The sequence below is a fragment of the Lentzea sp. NPDC003310 genome, from assembly GCF_040610935.1.
GTDB lineage: Bacteria > Actinomycetota > Actinomycetes > Mycobacteriales > Pseudonocardiaceae > Lentzea.
Genome location: NZ_JBEXNC010000001.1, coordinates 97112 through 116337, shown reverse-complemented (window position 1 = coordinate 116337; position 19226 = coordinate 97112). Strand labels below are relative to the sequence as shown.

The window sequence follows — 19226 nt, the reverse complement described above, 5'->3', positions numbered from 1 at the left end:
CGAAGGCGTTGCGCCTTCCGGAACGCCACGCCGTCAGGGGGTAGCGTTCAACCCGTGGAACCTGTCGCGCTGCCCCTGGGCCGTCCCCGCGAGGAGAGGGCCGATGCCGCGCGCAACCGCGCCCACCTGATCGAGGTCGCCCGGCAGATGGTCGCGGAGCTCGGCGTGGACAGGGTGACGATGGACGGCCTCGCCGAACGCGCGGGCCTCGGCAAGGGCACGGTGTTCCGCCGCTTCCGCACGCGTGCGGGCATCTTCCTCGCGTTGCTGGACGAGGAGGAGACGCGGTTCCAGCAGCAGGTGATGAGCGGACCGCCGCCCCTCGGACCCGGCGCGCCCGCGGTGGCGAGGTTGGTCGCGTTCGGACGGGCGCGGCTCGAGTTCCTCGTGCGGCACACGGCACTCGCCCGCGCGTCCCTCGACCCCGGCCAGCCGATCCCGGCGAGCGAGAGCCCGTCGCTCTTCCACGTGCAGATGCTGCTGGGCGAGGCCCGTCCGCACGCCGCCGCGAGCGGCACGCTGGCGTTGCAGCTCGTGGCGGCGCTGGAGGGGCCGATCCTGCTCTACCTGCAGACGCAGGACGACGACGCTCCCGACCCGGCCGCCGTGGTGCACGACCTCAACGCGAGCTGGCAGGTCCTGGTCGAGAGCCTCTGCGGCGCCTGAGCGGTGTCCGGCCACGTCGTCCGGTGAGAGGCGCCGGTGGTGGCTCCCGGAGCCGACATCGCCCAGTGACACCACCTCCGGACCTGCCGGACACGTCTAAGCCTTCGTGCGGACGGTGAAGCGGTCGATCGTCAGCGCGCCCCTGTCCAGCCGGAGCCCGAGTCCCGGTGCCCACGAGGCGACGGCGGCCGGGTCCACGACGGTCCCGATCGGCGCCGACCGCAGCAACGCCCACCGGCCCGCGTGCTCCTGCCAGCTGGTCAGTTGACCGGCCTCGAGCACCACGGCGAGCCGGTCGCCCGGCGCCCAGCCGAGCGTCGCGCAGCACCCGCCGGTCGCCTCGTCGCCCCGGCGCACGCCGGCCACGGTGACGTCCACACCGGACGCCTTGCCCGCGTTGTTGAACCACGCCAGGGCGAAGTCGCGGTTCCCGGCCGTTTGCCCGAGGAACAGGCTGTCCTCCGGTGCCGAGCCCGCGAACGACCTCGGTTCGACGATCACCGCCGTGCCGCGCGCGTTCCCGGCCACCGGAGCGGCCAGCACCGCGCCGGCCCGTGCGCCCGAGGTCGCGGTCAGCACGCCGTTCGCGACCTGCAGGGCGGGTGAGGGTTCGCCGAACGGGCCGTCCACCCGGTACGACGGGAGGCGGTCCGCGTCGAAGGTGTCGTCCCAGGCGACGTTCGCGTAGTCGGCGGGGTCGAAGACGGTCTGCGCCGAGCCGAGCACGGAGGTCGCGCCGCCGCCGGACGCGGTCGCGAGCAACCGGACCGGGGCGCGGTCGCCGAGCCGCAGACCGGGTGCGGTGACGCGCCACCGGGTGACCAGGCTGCGGCCCGGTGCGAGCCGGTCGGCGGTGGCGGCCGTCAGCGGCACCGCGCTCCACCCGGCCGGCACCGCGAGCGCGGCCCGGACGTCGCGGAGTTGTTGCTGTGCCGTCAGGGTCGTGGTCGTCTCCACCGCGCCGGACCGGACCGCGAGCTCGTCCGGCATCAGTGCTCGGAGCCCGCGCACGGGCGTGCGCCACGACGAGATCGAGGTGATGCCGACGGCGCCGCCGTCCGCCCGGCGGGGCAGGATCCGCACCCGGCTGGTGGTCAGCGCCGGCTGGACCAGGACGCGGTTCACCTGACGCGCCACCGGTTGCGCCGGACTTCGTTGCTGGCCAGGGACGTCGCGCCACTGGCCGTCCCAGTACTGCAGGTCGAACGTCGTCGGCACGCGCACTCCCCCGCCGTCGTCGTAGAACACGACGCGCAGGTCGGAGATCGGGGCCGGCGCGCCGAGGTCGACCTCCAGCCAGTCCGCCGCGTTGGGGCTGCCGTAGGAGGTCCAGCGCGTGCCGGGCACGTCGAGGTGGAAGTCCTGGCCGTCGATCGCCTTGCTGGGCGGGTCGGCGCTGTAGCTGTGCGACGCGCGTGCCGTCGGGTAGCCGGTGCGGCTGACGTTCGCGAAGTCGTCGACCTGTTCGGTCAGGTCGGCGCTCGTGCGCGCGGGGATCGTGAGGTTCAGCGGTGCCAGGCCGGACTGGGTGTGGGTCAGCCGGCCGTCGATCCAGACCCGCAGGCCCGCGCCCTTGCCGTAGCGGCTGCCGTCCCTGTCCCACAGCACGGTCAGGTTGTGGCCGTGGTACGGCACGTTCTCGGCGGCGAAGTGGCTCCACGAGTCCGGGACCAGCGGCGAGATCGACACCGAGTTACCCAGCCGCGGCCGGATGCCGAGCAGGCCGGACAGCACGTTGTCGTTGAACGTCGAGTGGTTGTAGTCCTCGCTGTGGCCCTTGCCGTCGTAGAGCCAGCGGTTCTCGTCCGGGTGGTGCGCCTCCGCGACGTAGGGCTCACCGTTCTTGCGCTGCGTCAACGCGTAGCCGCGCAGCACCGAGAGGTAGTCCTCGCGGTCGACGTGGGACTGCGCCGGGTAGTCGATCAGCAGGTTCGCGAGCGCCGTGAGGGTCTGGCTGGTCGCGTACGGCCAGCTGGGTCCGTTCCAGCGGCAGCAGCCGTTCAGCGCGTCCCGCATGAACCACGGGCTGCGGCGTTCGGCGGTGGTCGGCCCGTACGGGGCGGCGAAGCCCTGCGGGTCGGTCAGCTGCGCCCACGCCGCGCTGTTGGCGGCCGGCGCCATGTGGAAGTACCACGGCACGAACCCGATCGACTCGCGGTCGGCGAGCTTGGTGCGGCCGGGGTTGTCGTCGCGCATGACGTGCTTGTAGAACTTGCCCGCGTCGTCCCAGAGCCACCGCTCCTGGTTCGCCCTGAGCGCGGCCGCGGCCTGCTCGAACGGCTGGGCGCCCGCCGGGTCGCCCTTGGCCCGGAACAGCTCCGCGATCGCCTGCGCGTCGCCGTACTGGTAGGCGTTGAGCGTCGGCCGGAAGCCGTCGCCGCCGTGGTAGGGGTCGGGGCTCTGGTAGGAGCTCGCCGTGTACTCCATCGCGTCCCAGACCGGCGTCTGCCAGTAGAGGCCGAGGTTCTGGTCGAACTGCGGCGACCAGCGCTGCCACTGCCGCACGAGCTCGGGCAGCCGGTCGGTGGCGTACCGCGCGCGCCCGTCGACCGCGGCCCGCGCGGCCACGGCGTCGGCGGCCCAGAACGAGTACTGGTGGGCCCAGTCCGTGGTGTTCTTGTTGAGGAAGTCGGTCGCGGGCTTGGGGCCGGCGCCGGAGCCGCGCAGCCAGTAGTCGACGTAGTCGTCGAGGTAGCGGTGGTCGCGCAGCCAGCGGCCCTCGTAGACGTGGTGGCCCGCCGCGGCGACGATGCCACCGTTCGGGGCGGAGTAGCCGACCGGGCCGAGGAACTCCGAGACGATCCAGCCGTCCTTCGGGCCGGTGTACTTGAGTGCCTCGCGGTAGGTCCGCCAGCGGTAGTAGTAGGTGTCGCGGATCTCCCGGTCGGGCAGGTCCACGAACGGGATGTTGGCCTCGTACCAGGCCGGCTCGGGAACGTTCCCGAGCAGCTGGGAGTGGTCGAGGAAGGCCGTGCCCGCGCCCACGGCGGGGTAGAGGTCGGAGGCCGCGGCGCTCCCCGGCCGCACGGCCGCCGGATCCGTGTCGCCAGCCGCCTCGGGGTCCTGCCGCACAGCCGCCGCGTCCGCATCGCCGGCCGCCGCACTCCCCCGCACCACCGTCGAGTCGGCACTGCCAGCCGCCGCACTGCCCGGCCGCACCTCCGCGGCGCGATCTCCGTGCGCCACCGCCGGCCCTGACGTCGAGATCGTCAACGCCGCCACCACGAGCATCGTCACTGACACGCGCATGGCCCTATTAGAGTGGGAGCGCTCTCAACGCGCAAGACTCAACGCAGTCCGACATACCTGCACAGGATCTCGAACATCGGCGATCGTCGCGGCCGCCCGAGCCGCCGCCGCGGCGAACCCGGGGTCGCCGAGCACCCGTCCCACGGCGTCCCGCAGACCCTCCACAGTGGACGGTCGGACCAGCACACCACTCCCCTGCCGCGCGACCCGGCACGCCATCTCCCACTGGTCGCCACCGCCGGGCACCACCACGACGGGCACGGCCGCGCGCAGCGCCTTCACCAGCATCCCGTGCCCGCCGCCGCAGACGAGCACCTCGGCCTCGCGCAGCAACGCGTCCTGGTCGCCGGGACCCGACCGCGCCCACTCCGGCAGGTCGGCGGCGGGCGCGAAAGTGGACACGACGGCCCGCACCCCGAGGCCCTGCAACGCTTCCAGCGCCACCTCGGCCATGCCGCGCGCGCCGGTCCACGCCGTCGACGGCGCGACGACGACCAGCGGCGCGTCGCCCGGCGGCGGGCTCAGCCGCTCCTTGCTCGCCTCCCACAGCAGCGGCCCCACGACGTGCGCGTCGCGCGGCCAGTCCGGGCGCGGCACCTCCAGCGCGGGCAAGGTCGCGATCAGCCGCGCGGCCGGTCCGGGCTCCCGCGGGTCGAGCCCGATCCGTTGCCGCACAACGGCTCGCTGCCGTTCCCCCTGCCGCAGCGACCGGGCCGTCAACGCGCGCAGCACCGCGTCGCGCAGCCTGCCCCGCACCCCGACCCCGGCCGCCAGCCCGCTTCCCATGGGCGGCAACCACTTCGAGGGCTCGTAGAGCGGGTGCGGCGACAGCTGCACCCACGGCACGCCGGCCAACTCGGCGGCCATGCCCGCGCCCAGGGCCAGGACGTCGCACACGACCAGGTCGGGCGCGAGCGCGGTCAACTCGGGTGCGAGGACCGTCGCCAAGGTCGCGGCCTGGTCGTGCAGCGCGCGGCCGAGGTCCGGCGCGTCCTTCAGGTCCTCCAACGACAGTCCGGGCACCCGCGACGCGCTGATGCCCTCGGCGGCCGCCGCCTCGACCCAGCGGCCGCCGGTGAGCAGCAACGGGGTGTCACCGGCCTCGGCGAACCGCAGGCACAACGCGATGGCGGGCACCACATGCCCGGGGTCGCCCCCGGAAACCACGACGACTCGCATCGGACAGGCCTAGTGCACGTCCACCGGCCTGTCCAGTTCGTCCGATCAGCGACGGGCGCGGTCGGTCGCGCAGCCGACGAGGAGCATCGTCATGACGGCTGCAAGCGCGTGGTCACCGCTGAGCGCGACCACGCCCACAAGTGTGAGCCAGAGCACAAGCCTCATGGATCGAGGTTAGGGACCGTACGACGCGGTCCGCATCTCATTTGGGGAAGACTTGATAGTCCGTTAAGCAAAACTGGAAAACATGAGGACAGAGGAGTTCTGGGACGCGCACGCGGCGACGTTCGACGAGGAGCCCGACCACGGTCTGAGGGACCCGCGCGTGCGCGATGCGTGGGCTCGGCTCCTGCTGCCCCTGGTCCCGCCGGCGTCGTCCGTCGTGGACCTCGGGTGCGGCACCGGCAGCCTCTCGGTGTTGCTCGCCGAGGATGGCCACGACGTGCACGGGCTGGACCTGTCCGGAGAGATGGTGAAGGCGGCGCGGGCCAAGGCGTCGGCGGCAGGCGTGACGGCCCGCTTCGACACCGGCGACGCCGCGCACCCGCCCCATCCGAAGGCGTCGTTCGGCGTGGTGCTGGCGCGGCACGTGCTGTGGGCGCTGCCGGACCCGGCCGCGGCGGTGCGGGAGTGGGTGTCGCTGCTCGTGCCGGACGGGGTGCTCGTGCTGGTCGAGGGCCACTGGTCGACCGGCGCCGGCCTCACCGCCGCGCAGACCCGCGCCCTCGTCCTCGGAGTGCGCGAGGAGGCCGACGTCACGCCGCTGACCAGCGAAGACCTGTGGGGTCGGGCGATCGACGACGAGCGCTACCTGCTCGTCAGCCGGCGCTGAGCCCGTCCAGCAGCAACCCGATCGCGAACTCGAACCGGTCGTGCCCCTCGCCCGCGTTGATCTCGTCGACGTGTTCGAGCGTGTGCGGGAAACGGTTCGGAGGGAGCATCTTCAGCCGCGCGAGCATCTCGCCGCGGTCCGTTTCACCGCGCAGGGACGACTCGACCGTGTACGCACTCACGTACAGAAGGGCGGCATCGATCGCCCACGCGGCCTTGCGCGGTGGCACGCCGCCCGCCAGCAGGATCGCCAGCACTCCCTCGGTGATGCGGAGCGTGTTGAGGTTCGCGGGCGGCGCGGCCAACGCCGCCCGCGCGATCCCCGGATAGCGCAGGAACTGGTCGCGCAACTGGGCGCAGACGTCGAGGACCTGCTCCCGCCACCGCGCGGGGTCGGGCGCGGGCACCACCACGTTCTTGCTGAGCGCGCCGATCAGCAGGTCGTCGAGCTCGGCCTTGTTCCGCACGTGCGCGTAGAGCGAGGCCGGCCCGGTCTGCAGCGCGGCGGCGACCCGACGCATGGTCAGCGCGTCGAAGCCCTCGGCCTCGACCAGCGCCAGCGCCGTCGTGACGATGCGGCCGACCGTGATCGGTTCCTTGCGGGCCGGGGGCGCGTCCTCCAGCGCGGCGATCTGCGCCGCCCACTCGTCCCGCGTGTTCCTGGTCATGCGACCCACCCTACCAGTTGACCCGAACAGTGTTCGTGAGTAGAACACTGTTCGTGACTTCCTCCCTTGCTCCGCTGCGGGCGCCGACATCGCTGCGCGAGGCGTGGATCGCCCTCACCGGCCTCTCCGCCGTGTTCCTGTTCGAGATGTTGGACAACTCGATCCTTAACGTCGCCCTGCCCACCATCGGCCGCGAACTGCACGCCTCGACCACCGCGCTGCAGTGGGTGTCGAACTCCTACGCCGTGGTGTTCGGCGGCCTGATGCTGGTGTTCGGCGCCGTCGCCGACCGCTTCGGCCGCCGCCGCGTGATGCTCACGGGCCTGGCGCTCCTCGCCGCCGCGAGCCTCGCCACCCCGTTCGTCACGTCCGTCGGAGGCCTGATCGCGGTCCGCTCGCTGATGGGCGTCGCCGCCGCCATGACCACCCCAGGCTCCATCGCGCTGGCGTTCCGCCTGTTCGCCACCGACGACCTGCGCGTCCGCGCGATGACGCTGATCTCCACCGTCGGCCTCATCGGGCTCGCCGTGGGGCCACCGCTGGGCGGCTTCCTGCTGGCCGTCGCCCCGTGGCAGGCCCTGCTGCTGATCAACGTCCCGATCGCCGTCCTCGCGTTCGCGGGCATCGGCCGCGGCATCGGCCCCGACACCGACCTGCACCGCGCCCCGGCCGACTACCTCGGCGGTCTGCTGGGCACCGCCGCCATCACCCTCGCGCTCGTCACCCCGACGCTGTTCGTCGAGGGCGCGACCTGGCAGGCCTGGACCGCCTTCACGCTGACCGCCGTGGCGTCGGTGCTGTTCGTTCTCCGCGCCCGCACGACCCGCCACCCTTTGCTGGACCTGAAGCTCGTCGCGCACCCGCTGGTCTCGAGCGGCCTCGCGCACAAGGCCGCCACCGGCCTGGCCGCCGCCGGCCTCACCTACCTCGTGACGCTGCAACTGCAGCTCGACTGGGGCTGGTCCCCCGCCCTCGCCGCCGCGGGGATGCTGCCGCAGGTGGCCGTGCTGATCGCGGCGGGTCCGCTGGTCAACCGCTTCGTGCGCTGGGCAGGCCTCGACCGCGCCGTGTGGCTGGGCGCCCTGTGCGTCGTCGCCGGCTTGGCCGTCTACGCCCTGCTCGGCCGCGTCGGCTACCTGCCCGTCGCCGCCGCGCTGGTGCTGGTCGCGCTCGGCATCCGAGTGGTCGGCGCGGTCGCGGGCGTGAACGTCCTCAAAGGTCTGCCGGAGAGCCGTACCTCGATCGGCGCCGCGCTGGTCGACACCGCCTCGCAGGTCACCTCGGCCGCCGGGGTCGCCGTGAGCGGCACGGTGCTGGCGGCGCTGTTCGCCGGGGGCATCGCGCAGCCCGGCTGGAGCGCGGCGCAGACGGGGCAGTTCGAGCGGGCGGTCACGATCGGCGGACTCGCGCTCACGGCGATGGCCTCCGGACTGGTCGGTTGGGCGTACTTCCGCGCACGCCGCGTGCAGTAGGCGGAATTGCTCCAGAAAGTTCTTGCAACGATTGGTCTTGCCTGTGTCCAGATGCTAGGACGGTGTACGAACCCTGCACACAAGGAGACAACGTGGTTTCCTCAGTTTCGCGCACCCTCCTGGCGGTGCTGCTGCTAGTCGGACTGTCCACACCGGTGCAAAGTCTTGCGGCGCCACCGGGCGCCAAGGACGTCACCGTCACCCTGTTCCAATGGCCGTTCGCCCGCGTCGCGTCGGAGTGCACCAACGTCCTCGGGCCCAAGGGCTACGGCTACGTCGAGGTCTCCCCCGCGACCGAGCACATCCAGGGTCCGCAGTGGTGGACCAGCTACCAGCCCGTGAGCTACCGGATCGCCGGCCGGCTCGGGGACGAGAACGCCTTCCGGACCATGGTGAACACCTGCCACAACGCGGGTGTGAAGGTCATCGCGGACGCGGTGATCAACCACATGAGCGCCGGGTCCGGCACGGGCACGGGCGGCACGAACTACTCGAAGTACAACTACCCCGGCGTCTACAGCGACTGGGACTTCCACGGCTGCCGGTCGCCGATCACCAACTACCAGGACCGCTACAACGTCCAGAACTGCGAGCTCGTGGGACTGTCCGATCTGGACACCGGCAGCGAGTACGTGCGCGGCGCGATCGCGGCGTACCTCAACCGGTTGATCGGCATGGGCGTGGACGGGTTCCGGATCGACGCGGCCAAGCACATCGCGGCGGCCGACATGAGCGCCATCAAGTCCAAGCTCAGCAACCCCAACGTGTTCTGGGTGCACGAGGTGATCTACGGCGCGGGCGAGGCGGTGCAGCCCGGCGAGTACACGGGGTCGGGTGACGTGGACGAGTTCCGCTACGCGTACGACGTCAAGCGGATCTTCAACAACGAGAACCTGGCCTACCTCAGGACGTTCGGCCAGTCGTGGGGCTTCCTGCCCTCCAACCAGGCCCGGCCGTTCGTCGACAACTGGGACACCGAGCGCAACGGGTCCACGTTGACGTACAAGGACGGTTCCACCTACACGCTCGCGAACGTGTTCATGCTGGCGTGGAACTACGGCGCGCCGCAGGTGTACTCGGGCTACGAGTTCACCGACAAGGACGCGGGTCCGCCCGGCAACTCCGTCTGCTACAGCGGCTGGAAGTGCCAGCACGCGTGGACCCAGATCGCGAACATGGTGTCGTTCCGCAACACCGTCGCGGGCACGGACGTGAACAACTGGCAGGACAACGGGTACGACCTGATCGCCTTCGGGCGCGGCAACAAGGGTTTCGTGGCGATCAACCGGGAGACGTTCCCGGTGACGCGGACGTTCCAGACCGCGTTGCCCGCCGGGAGCTACTGCAACGTCCAGGAGAACGGCTGCGTGCGCGTGACCGTGGACTCGCAGGGCCGGTTCACGACGACGCTCGGCGCCGGCGTCGCGCTCGCGTTGCACGTCAACGCGCGCTAGCGGAAAACACCGGCTGTCCACCGCGAGGAGCGGTGGACAGCCGGGAGTTCCGCGGATCAGGCCGTGTGCAGCCTCAGGCCGTACACGTTGAGGATCTCGTTGATCGGCTGGAACCAGGTGCGGCCACCGCTGGTGCAGTTGCCGTAGCCGCCGGACGTGACGCCCTGCGCCTGGTCACCGGTGATGAACGAGCCGCCGGAGTCGCCGCCCTGGGCGCACACCGAGGTGCCGACCATCTGGTAGACGGCGCCCTGCGCGTAGTTCACGGTCTCGTTGCGGCCCTGGATCACACCGCAGTGCCACTGCGTCGTCGAACCCGAGCGGCAGACCGAGGTGCCGACCGGCGCCTCCCACGAGCCGCGCACCAGCGCGTCCGGCACCCGGCCCCAGCCGAGCACGACCGGGACGGTCCACCAGCCACCGCCCGTGCGCACCCACGCGTAGTCGTTGCCGGGGAACGAGGATCCGGCGAAGTTGCCCTGGAACGAGCGGTCCCAGCCGTAGACGGCCGCGCCGTTGCCGCCGCAGTGACCCGCCGTGACGTAGCCGCCGTGCACCGAGAAACCGATGGAGCAGCGGACGTTGCCGGTGTAGTACGGGTCGCCGCCGACCGTGCCCGCCGCGTACGTCTGCGGCTGCTGGACGCCCTCGGTGCGCACGGTGATGGAGCCGTGCTGACGCGCCTTCTCCAGGAAGGAAGCCACTTCAGCGGTCTGCTTGCCCGCCTCGACGTCCACCACGACGGTCCCGGTGCGGGCGTCGGTGCGCCAGCCGGCGACCGCGGCCGGCACGGCACCAGTCGCGGACAGCGCGTCGATCCGGTTCTTCTGGGCCGTCATCGAGTTCGCCGAACGGCCGACGACGACGGCGTCCGCGCCGGTGGCCTCGACCTTGCGCGCGGCCGCCCGGTCCGTGACGGCCACGACCAGGCGGTTCTTCGCCTCGTCGAACCAGCTGCCGGCGAGCGCGGCGCCGGCCTCCGCCTCGGCACGCGGCGCGAGCTGCGACGCGTGGTTCTCCTTCTCCAGACGCAGCCGCGCCTGGGCCTCGGTCAGCCCGAACGCCGAGCTCATCGCGGTGAGCAGGCCGGGTGACATGTCCTTCGCCGACGCCTGGGCAGGCGTGGCGAAGGTGGACCCGACCAGCACGAGGGCCAGCGCGGGCACGATTCTGGGCATGGTGAATCGCAAGCTCTTCTCCTTGTCCGTGCAGGGATCGCTTCCGCCCCGTTGCGAGAAGCGACGAACATGAGAGCGCTCTCACCGTGCAGCAGGACAGCGGTGGTGGTCAACACCTGTTACCGGAACTGTCCTGCCCGACAAATGCCCGAACGGGCCAAAACGGGCATCACTCCATCACGACGACCTGCCGGACGGCCTCCCCGGAGGCGAGCCGGGCGAACCCGTCGTTGATCTCGTGCAGCCCCAGCCGGCCGGACAGCAGGCCGTCGACCGGCAGCCGTCCCGCGCGGTAGAGGTCGACGAACCGCGGCACGTCCCGGCGGGGCACGCAGGAGCCCAGGTAGCTGCCCTTGAGCGTGCGTTCCTCGGCGACCAGGTTCAAGGCGGGCAACGACACCGTGCGGTCGGGGTGCGGGAGGCCGACGGTGACCGTAGTGCCGCCGACGGCCGTGGCCGCGTAGGCCTGTTCGAGGACGGCCGCGACCCCCGTGGTGTCGATGACCTTGTCCGCGCCGCCACCGGTCAGATCCCGGACACGCTCCACGACCTCCGGTCCGCCCGCGGCCGCGTGCGTCGCGCCGAGGGTCAGGGCCAGGTCGCGCTTGTGCTCCACCACGTCGACCGCGACGACCTGCGTGGCGCCCGCCGTGACCGCCGCTAGCACCGCCGCCAGCCCGACGCCGCCGAGACCGAAGACCGCGACCTTCTCCCCCGGCTTCACCTCGGCGCTGTAGAACGCCGCGCCCGCCCCGGTCAGGACCGCGCAGCCGAACAGCGCGGCGACGTCGAGCGGCAGGTCGGCCGGCACGAGCGTGGCCGACCGGTCGGAGACCACCGTGTGCTCGGCGAACCCGGACACGCCCAGGTGGTGGTGCGGGCGCGTGCCGTCCGGGAGGGTCCAGCGGCGCTCCCCGCTCAGCAGCGTGCCGTCGCGGTTGGCCGCGGCGCCCGGCTCGCACAGCGCCTGGCGGCCCGACGCGCACCGGCGGCACGCACCGCAGGCAGGCACGAACGACAGCACGACGTGGTCGCCCGGCTTGAACTCGGCGCTCGGCCCGGCTTCCACGACCTCGCCCGCCGCCTCGTGGCCGAGCACCATGGGCAACGGCCGGAGGCGCGAGCCGTCGATGACGGACAGGTCGGAGTGGCACAGGCCGGTCGCGTGCACGCGCACCAGCAGCTCGCCGGGGCCGGGCGGGTCGAGCTCGAGGTCCACGACCTCCAGGGGGCCACCGACCCCGGTCAGCACCGCGCCGCGCGTCTTCACGCCACCACCAGACCTTCCATCGCCGCGCGCAGGGTCGCGGGGATCTCGACGGGCTTGCGGGTCGTGCGGTCGACGAACACGTGCACGAAGTGGCCCTCCGCCACGACGTCCTCCCGTCCCTCGAAGAAGAACCCGACCTCGTAGCGCACGCTGGAGCGGCCGAGGTGCCCGATGCGCAGCCCCGCGTCCACGGCCTCCGGGAACGAGATCGACGCCCGGTAGTTGCAGTGCGACTCCACGCAGAGCCCGATCTGCTGCCCCGCCTGGATGTCCAGTCCCGCGCCGATCAGCCACGTGTTGATCACCGTGTCCATGAACGCGTAGTGGACGACGTTGTTCACGTGGCCGTAGACGTCGTTGTCCGCCCACCGGGTCGGGATCCGCTGCCAGTGCCGGTACCGCTCGCGCACACAACCTCCATCGTCAGTCGAGTCTCCTGGTGAGCTCGACCCTCGACCGCACGCCGAGCCGCGCGAAGATGTTGCGCAGGTGGTGCTCGACGGTGCGGTGGCTCAGGAACAACCGCGCGGCGATCTCGCGGTTCGTCGCGCCCTCGGCGACCAGCCGGGCGATCTGCGCCTGTTGCGGCGTCAGCTCCGGGTGGTCCTTGGGCTCGCTGGTGGAGTCGCCCGCCGCGCGCAGTTCGGCGCGAGCCCGTTCGACCCAGTGATCCGCCTGGTAGGACTGGAAGATGTGCACGGCGTCGCGGAGGTGTTCGCGCGCGGCCTTGGGTTTGCGCCCCCGGCGGAGCCGGTTGCCGTACAGCAGCTCGGTCTTGGCGAGCTCCAGCGCGGTGCCGCTGGCGCGGTGCAACCGGATCGCCTCCTCGAAGTGCTCGTCGGCGGTCCCGCTCTCGAGCAGCCCGCGGCACCGGTGCGAGAGCGCGAGCCTGGCCGTGCTCCCGGTCGTGCCCGCCCACTGCTCGAACCGCCGCAGCGCTCTGTCCCCTGTGGACGGACGGCCGCACGCGACGGCCGCCTCCACCACGTGCGGCGCGGCCATGACCTTGATGCCGGCGTGCCCGGGGTGCAGCCGCAGCCGGTCGAGCGCGTCGGCGGGCCGGTCGCGGGCCAGGTCGACGCACGCGAAGGCCCAGGCGCCGAACGTGCCCGGCCGGGTCAGCCCGCGCCGGGTGATCTGCTCCGTGGCGGTGTCGATGCGGTCCAGCGCCGTGTCGGTGTCCCCGCGCAGAGCCGCCAGCAGCGCGAGGATCGTGAGGTGGTCGACCACGGCGTTGTGCTGCCCGATGGCCGTGGCCGCGTGCACGCCCTCGGTCGCCGCGGTGAACGCCGCCGTGTGCTGGTCCAACAACAACGCGGACAGCGCGCGGTAGACGAGCGCCCACGGCACGAGGGCCGTGAATCCGGTCTCGCGCGCCGCCGTGACCGCGCTGGTGGCCAGCTCGTGGGACCGGGTGGCGTCGCCGAGCACGTAGGCGGCCTGGCTCGCCCAGATCCGCGCCTGCGGCCCCGGCACCCGGCCGGCCAGGTCCATGACGCCGTGCAGCGCGGGCACCGCCTCGTCGTGCCGTCCGTCGAAGGTCGCGAGCATCCCGACGAGGTGGTCGAGCGTGAGCCGGGTGGCCGGGGGCTCGTCCGCGAGCCGGATCTCGCGCGCGATCGTCGCGACCTCTGTGTAGCGGCGGTGGTCGCCCGCGATGCTCGCCGCCTCGCCCGCGAACCCGAGCGCCGCGACCGCGAGCTCCCTGCGCGTGCCAACCAGGCCTTTCGCCGCCCGGATGAGCCGGTCCGCGGCCACGTCCGGGAGGCTCTCGCCGAGGTCGATGCCGCCGACGACCAGGTCCATCAGCGCCCGGAGCTCCGGCGTGCAGGTCAGCTTCGTCGCGGTGCGCAGCACGGCGCGCGAGCGGTGCGGCTCGCCGTGCGCCCAGTGGTCGGCGGCCGCCTTGAGCAGGCTGTGCGCCTTCTCCTCGGGATCGGTCGTGAGGCGGGCGGCCCGGTCGTGGTCGCGGGCGGCGGTCGCGAAGTCACCGCACCGCCGCGCGTGCTCGGCGTGCGCGGTCAGCACGGCGGCGAGTGCCGGGTCCTGCGTCGTGACGGCCTCGTGCCACGCGCGCCGAGCCCCCGGCGGGAGGGTCCGCGCGAGCTCGGCGTGCGCCTCGCGCCGTTGGACGAGCGGCACGTCCGCCAGCAGCGCGGACCGCACGAGCCGGCGCGGGTCGGCCAGCGGCCCCGCCTCGCTCACCGCGTCCGGGTCGAGCGTGCCGGGATCGACCTCCCCGTCCACCGCGAGGAGCGCGACGACGTGCTGCGCCCGCGGCGACAGCTCCGCGAACCGCGCCCGCCACCGTTGCCGCAACGAGCTGTGCTCCGGCAGCACCTCCGGCGCCGGCGCGATGCCGCCGAGCTGCGCGGACGTGAGCGAGCCCGCCAGCTCGACCAGGGCCAGCGGGGTGCCGCAGGCGAGGTCGGCCAGGTCCGCGGCGAGGGTGGAGGGCAGGCCGGGCACGAGGTCGTGCAGCACGCGCACGCTGGTCGCGGCGTCCAACGGCTCGAGCGTGACGCTCGGCAGCCCTCGTGCCTCCCCCTCGGTGGCGATGAGCAGCGCTGCTCTCGTGTCCTGCACCTCGCGCGCAAGCTGCAGCAGGTCGTCATCAATCTCTTCGACATCCACGCACAACAACGCGTCGTAGGTGTCCATCACGGCGTCGAGCAGCGCAGACTTGCCCGAGCCGGCTTCGCCGCGCAGCACCAACGCCCCGCCGCGCCCAACGCGCGCACGGTCGACCAACGCGTCCACGGCGACGCGTTGCCGCTCTCGGCCACGCAGCAGCATCAGCCCAGTCTTATGGCGGCATGGGCTCCACCGGAAGAGGGAGAGCCCAAATTCACCTACCACCGTTAGTTTTCCTCTCGAAGCTGTTCACCGAGACCGGTGGTTGCACCGATGCGGACGCTCCGCGCGGGGTTGCAGGGTCGAGACGTCCCCCTCCCCTGCCGAATGAGGTGTACAGCGCAGTGCAACTCCGAACGCTCGTCCCCATCGCCCTGTCCCTGCTGCTCGTGGGCAGCACCGCCGCCCAGGCCGCGGACAACCCGTACGAACGCGGCCCGGCCCCCACCAACGCGAGCATCGAGGCGTCCCGCGGCTCGTTCGCCGTCTCGGAGACCTCGGTCTCGTCCCTCGTCGGAGGCTTCGGCGGCGGCACGATCTACTACCCGACCAGCACCTCCGCGGGCACGTTCGGCGCCGTGGCCATCTCCCCCGGCTACACCGGCACGCAGTCGAGCATCTCCTGGCTCGGCCCGCGCCTCGCGTCCCAGGGCTTCGTGGTCTTCACGATCGACACGAACACGATCTACGACCAGCCCGACAGCCGGGCGTCCCAGCTCCTCGCCGCCCTCGACTACCTGACCCAGCAGAGCTCGGTCCGCTCCAGGATCGACTCCTCACGCCTCGGCGTGATGGGCCACTCGATGGGCGGCGGCGGCACGTTGCGCGCCGCCAGCCAGCGCCCGAGCCTGCAGGCGGCGATCCCGCTGACCGGCTGGCACACGACGAAGAACTGGTCGTCCGTGCGCGTCCCGACCCTGGTGGTCGGCGCCGAGAGCGACTCCATCGCCCCGGTGTCGTCGCACTCCGAGCCGTTCTACACCTCGCTGCCGTCCACCTTGGACAAGGCGTACCTGGAGCTGAACAACGCCTCGCACTTCGCCCCGAACTCGTCCAACACGACGATCGCGAAGTACAGCATCTCGTGGCTCAAGCGGTTCATCGACAACGACACCCGCTACGAGCAGTTCCTCTGCCCGGCGCCGGGGCGCAGCACGCTGATCGAGGAGTACCGGGACACCTGCCCGCACTCCTGATCCGCTGATCACGGGTCGCGGCGTCAACCGAGCGCGGGGCGCCGCGACCCGACCCAGCCTACTGCGTCATCATTGGAGTCCGAGCGGACACCGAGGAGACGCACGTGGCCGAGGAGCCGGGCGTTGCGATACAAGCGACCAACAGGTTCAGCGGCGACCTCCCTGTCCCGCGGAGCGCCTATCTGCACCAGGTAGAGCAGATCGCGCCCGCTTCCCTGATCGGCCGCGAGCACGAACTAGCCGAACTCGCCGAGTTCTGCACTTCTGCAAGCACCTCGGGCCGTTACCTCTGGTGGCGCGCCGAGGCGTGGTCCGGCAAGACGGCCCTCCTGTCCTCGTTCGCGCTGGACCCACCCGCTGGCGTGACGGTCGTATCGTTCTTCATCACCAGCAGGCTCAGTGGCCAAAACGACCAGACAGCCTTCCTCGACAACGTTCTAGAGCAGCTTTTCCTCCTCCTCGGTGAGGAGGTGCCGGAACTCCTCACCGAAGCCACGAAACACGCCCATCTTCTCCGTCTCCTGGACTCCGCGACCACCGCCTGTCACTCCCGCGGCGAATCCTTTGTGCTCGTCGTCGACGGCCTGGACGAGGACAACGGCGCAGGGGTCCACAGCATCGCCTCCCTGCTACCGGTCCGACCGCCGGACGGCATGCGCATCGTGGTCGCGGGCCGCCCCAACCCACCGCCGGACGCCCCGGACGACCATCCGCTGCGGTCAGGCACCGCTGAAGTCCGTTCACTGACTCCCTCCCCGGCCGCCGTCGCGTTACGCCGCGAGACCGAGCGCGAACTCAAGACCCTGATGCACGCTGTCGGCCTGCAGAAGGACGTTCTCGGGCTGATCGCCGCGGCCGGCGGAGGCCTGACGTCCTCCGACTTGGTCGAGCTCACCGGGGCATCGTCATATGAGGTCGAGGACCTCTTGTGCACGGTCGCCGGGCGCAGCTTCGCCGGGCGTGGACGTACCTACCTCCTCGCTCACGAGGAACTTCAAGTCACCGCAGTCAGGATGTTCGGGTCTGTGCTCGGGAACTTTCGCGACCGGCTGCACGTCTGGGCCGAGAAGTACGGTGCACAGGAGTGGCCCGAGGCCACACCCGAATACCTGCTGCAGGGATATCCGTCAATGCTGCGATCCGCTCCGGACCCGGCCCGGCTGGTGGAGCTCGTGACAGACCGGCTGCGCCAGTCCCGGTTGCGATGGCAGACCGGCGGCGACGCCGCCGCTTACTCGCAAATCCTCGCCGCACAGCAACTCGTGGCCGAGCACACACCCAACGACCTGCTGTCCATGGCGAGACTGGCCAGCTCACGCGGAGAACTCGGCGCGGGCAACCGTCGTCTGCCGATCGGGCTTCCCGCCGTGTGGGAGAAGCTCGGACACCCTGATCGCGCGACCGCGCTCGCCCACGGCATCGTCAACCGCAACACGCGATCGCAGGCGTTGGCGATTCTCTCCAAGGCCGTCGCCGAGTCCGGTGATCTCAGCAGAGCCGAGAGCATTGCCGACACCATCGACGAGGCACGATGGCAGGCACAAGCCTTCACCGACTTGACTCTTATCCTCGCAAGCTCCGGCGGAGGTCAGCATGCCGAACACATGCTGACGAAGGCACGGGGCTCTGCCACCAAGATCAGCGATGCGTACACCCGGACTCGTGCTCTCGTGCATCTGGCCCGCGCTCTTCATCTGCTCGGGCATCGGGAACAGGCGTCCGCGTTGCTCGACACCGCAGAACTGTTCGAAGCCAGTGAGCTGGACCTGTTGACGATCGAGCTCGTCTCCTGCGCGGAATCCTTTGGTGAGATCGAAAGGGTCTACAGGGTCGCCTATACCGCCTCAGACCCGCATGAACGGGTGGCGCTCCTCGCAGCTGCGGGCGCCGAGTCGCTCGCCCAAGGCCAGGTCGATCGAGCCTCGACGTTGTTCGTCGAAGCGGAGGCCCTGGTGTCGCGGCAAGAGCAAGACATCGAAATGGTCTCTGCGCTTACAGAGATCTGTCGCGGTGCGGCTCCGCTCGGTGATCGCGCGGCGGCGTTGGCGGAACAGGCTTACGCCGCAGCGAAGGTCCACAACAATCCCCGGCCCCACGACTCGACGCTCCTGGAGCTAGTGGATTGCTCCATCGCGTGTGGTGACTTGGAGGGAGCAGAGAACACAGCCCGCATGATCGAGGACATCACAGAGCTCCCAGGCGCACTGGCAAAAGTAGCTCAGCTGGCCCTAGCACACGGCGACAAGACGCGGGCGGACGCGCTGATCGCAGAAATAGCTGCGCTGGACACATTCGGGGACTCGGTCAATGACCTGGCGCTGTTCTTGATCCAGTGCGGCCAAAAGGAGCGAGCTGCGATACTCGCAGAGCTTGCAGAGACGACCTCGCGAGGACGCAGCTCGTCCTACATGGACTACGTCGCATCCCATCTGGTATCCGCGTTCTCATCGCTCGGGTGGTACGACGAGGCCGAAGCCGCTACACCGATGATCGAGTCGGCCACGGAGCGCGCCCGCGCGCTGCTCGACATTCTAACCGCGCTGAAACCGACCGCCAATCGGCAGCGGTGGCACCAACTCTTCGACTCGATCGATTCCATCTGGCCAGAGGTGGTCGCCGGCTTCTTCTCCGATGAGATCGCCATGGACCTCGTGAGGGTGACGGCCGCTGCGGGCGAGTTCAAGAAGCTTTCCGTCATCGTCGACTCGATGCCGGACCAGTCGCGACGAATCATGGCTTTGACAGCCGCCGCCTTGGCGTTAGCACTTCTCGACCGCGAAGCAGCCACAGCGTTCGCAGAACGCGCTGAGGCCTCGACACGGTCGTCCGTGCTGGCTCAACACCCAGAACTGTTCTCCCGAGTGGCTCTCGCCTTCGACGCCATCGGAGATGCGGACCGGGCGAACAAGATCATCACAGAGCAGCTACCGAACGTGTTCAGACGCGATCTGACCTGGCGGGAGATAGCAAGGAACGCTGCGATGGCCGGCGATCACGTGCGCGCCCGAGGCCTCGCCAGATCTATCAGGGATCCCTACCAGTACGAGATGGCCCTCGCAGAGGTAGCGGTGGCCAAGGCTCGAGCAGGGCTCACAGACGAGGCCGAAGAGTTGGCTCTGGTGCTCAAGCTGGACCACCACCGCGACCTGGTGAACTACGCGATCACGATCGCGATCGCCAGAACCGGAAATTTCGCACGGGCACGTCAATACTTGGACATGGTGCCGCACCGCGATCATGCACCTCTGCTCGACGAGCTCGCTGTGGTGGCTGCGAGCATGGGGGAATCTGCCGTGGCCAAGCAGTTCCTAATGCAGTCGTTGACGACTTCGGAACAGTGGTACAGGTCGCTGACGGCGATCGGCAAGGTGGATCCTGACGTACTGCGGCAGATCTCTGCAGTACTTCAGACGCCGCAAAGCTGAACAC

13 protein-coding genes are annotated in these 19226 nt (G+C 70.9%); 6 read left to right on the top strand and 7 right to left on the bottom strand.

Annotation, left to right across the window (positions count from 1 at the left end):
* Positions 1-54 precede the first annotated feature (54 nt).
* Positions 55-666 carry a helix-turn-helix domain-containing protein gene (locus tag ABZX02_RS00555; protein ID WP_355293950.1) on the top strand — a complete coding sequence of 204 codons (612 nt, stop codon included), beginning with the start codon at positions 55-57 and terminating at the stop codon, positions 664-666.
* Positions 667-762: 96 nt separating this feature from the next.
* Here the strand turns inward: ABZX02_RS00555 and ABZX02_RS00550 are convergent, their stop codons facing one another.
* Positions 763-3915, bottom strand: a complete 3153-nt coding sequence (locus ABZX02_RS00550; RefSeq protein WP_355293949.1) for a discoidin domain-containing protein — start codon at positions 3913-3915, stop codon at positions 763-765.
* 24 nt (positions 3916-3939) lie between these two features.
* A complete protein-coding gene (locus ABZX02_RS00545; protein ID WP_355293948.1) occupies positions 3940-5094 on the bottom strand; it encodes a nucleotide disphospho-sugar-binding domain-containing protein in 1155 nt (384 codons plus the stop codon).
* Positions 5095-5341: 247 nt separating this feature from the next.
* On the opposite strand from ABZX02_RS00545, the gene ABZX02_RS00540 reads away from it, so the two are divergent.
* Positions 5342-5926, top strand: a complete 585-nt coding sequence (locus ABZX02_RS00540) for a class I SAM-dependent methyltransferase (protein ID WP_355293947.1) — start codon at positions 5342-5344, stop codon at positions 5924-5926.
* Here the strand turns inward: ABZX02_RS00540 and ABZX02_RS00535 are convergent.
* Positions 5913-6593, bottom strand: coding sequence for a TetR/AcrR family transcriptional regulator (locus tag ABZX02_RS00535; RefSeq protein ID WP_355293946.1), 681 nt, complete (start codon positions 6591-6593; stop codon positions 5913-5915). The two genes, ABZX02_RS00540 and ABZX02_RS00535, sit on opposite strands and share 14 nt — an antisense overlap.
* Positions 6594-6646: 53 nt before the next feature.
* Between ABZX02_RS00535 and ABZX02_RS00530 the strand changes: the two genes are divergently transcribed.
* Together ABZX02_RS00530 and ABZX02_RS00525 are read left to right on the top strand one after the other, a co-directional pair.
* The gene (locus tag ABZX02_RS00530) at positions 6647-8065 is read left to right on the top strand and encodes an MFS transporter (RefSeq protein WP_355293945.1); all 1419 of its coding nucleotides are present in this window, start codon (positions 6647-6649) and stop codon (positions 8063-8065) included.
* A gap of 92 nt (positions 8066-8157) precedes the next feature.
* On the top strand, positions 8158-9519 hold the full coding sequence (locus tag ABZX02_RS00525; RefSeq protein WP_355293944.1) for an alpha-amylase family protein: 1362 nt from the start codon (positions 8158-8160) through the stop codon (positions 9517-9519).
* A 56-nt stretch (positions 9520-9575) separates the two neighbouring features.
* Here ABZX02_RS00525 and ABZX02_RS00520 read toward each other — a convergent pair whose 3' ends face one another.
* The 4 genes from ABZX02_RS00520 to ABZX02_RS00505 all read right to left on the bottom strand — a co-directional run bounded on the left by ABZX02_RS00520 (position 9576) and on the right by ABZX02_RS00505 (position 14763).
* Entirely contained in the window at positions 9576-10709 is a 1134-nt protein-coding gene (locus ABZX02_RS00520; protein ID WP_355293943.1) for a S1 family peptidase, read from the bottom strand.
* A 157-nt stretch (positions 10710-10866) separates the two neighbouring features.
* Positions 10867-11967, bottom strand: a complete 1101-nt coding sequence (locus ABZX02_RS00515) for a zinc-binding dehydrogenase (RefSeq protein ID WP_355293942.1) — start codon at positions 11965-11967, stop codon at positions 10867-10869.
* On the bottom strand, positions 11964-12377 hold the full coding sequence (locus ABZX02_RS00510) for a thioesterase family protein (RefSeq protein ID WP_355293941.1): 414 nt from the start codon (positions 12375-12377) through the stop codon (positions 11964-11966). The genes ABZX02_RS00515 and ABZX02_RS00510 overlap by 4 nt, the downstream gene beginning before the upstream one ends.
* A 13-nt stretch (positions 12378-12390) precedes the next feature.
* Positions 12391-14763 carry a LuxR family transcriptional regulator gene (locus ABZX02_RS00505; RefSeq protein WP_355293940.1) on the bottom strand — a complete coding sequence of 791 codons (2373 nt, stop codon included), beginning with the start codon at positions 14761-14763 and terminating at the stop codon, positions 12391-12393.
* 206 nt (positions 14764-14969) lie between these two features.
* Between ABZX02_RS00505 and ABZX02_RS00500 the strand changes: the two genes are divergently transcribed.
* Together ABZX02_RS00500 and ABZX02_RS00495 are read left to right on the top strand one after the other, a co-directional pair.
* The gene (locus ABZX02_RS00500; RefSeq protein WP_355294350.1) at positions 14970-15797 is read left to right on the top strand and encodes a dienelactone hydrolase family protein; all 828 of its coding nucleotides are present in this window, start codon (positions 14970-14972) and stop codon (positions 15795-15797) included.
* Between the two features lie 104 nt (positions 15798-15901).
* Positions 15902-19222, top strand: a complete 3321-nt coding sequence (locus tag ABZX02_RS00495) for an ATP-binding protein (RefSeq protein ID WP_355293939.1) — start codon at positions 15902-15904, stop codon at positions 19220-19222.
* Positions 19223-19226 lie beyond the last annotated feature (4 nt).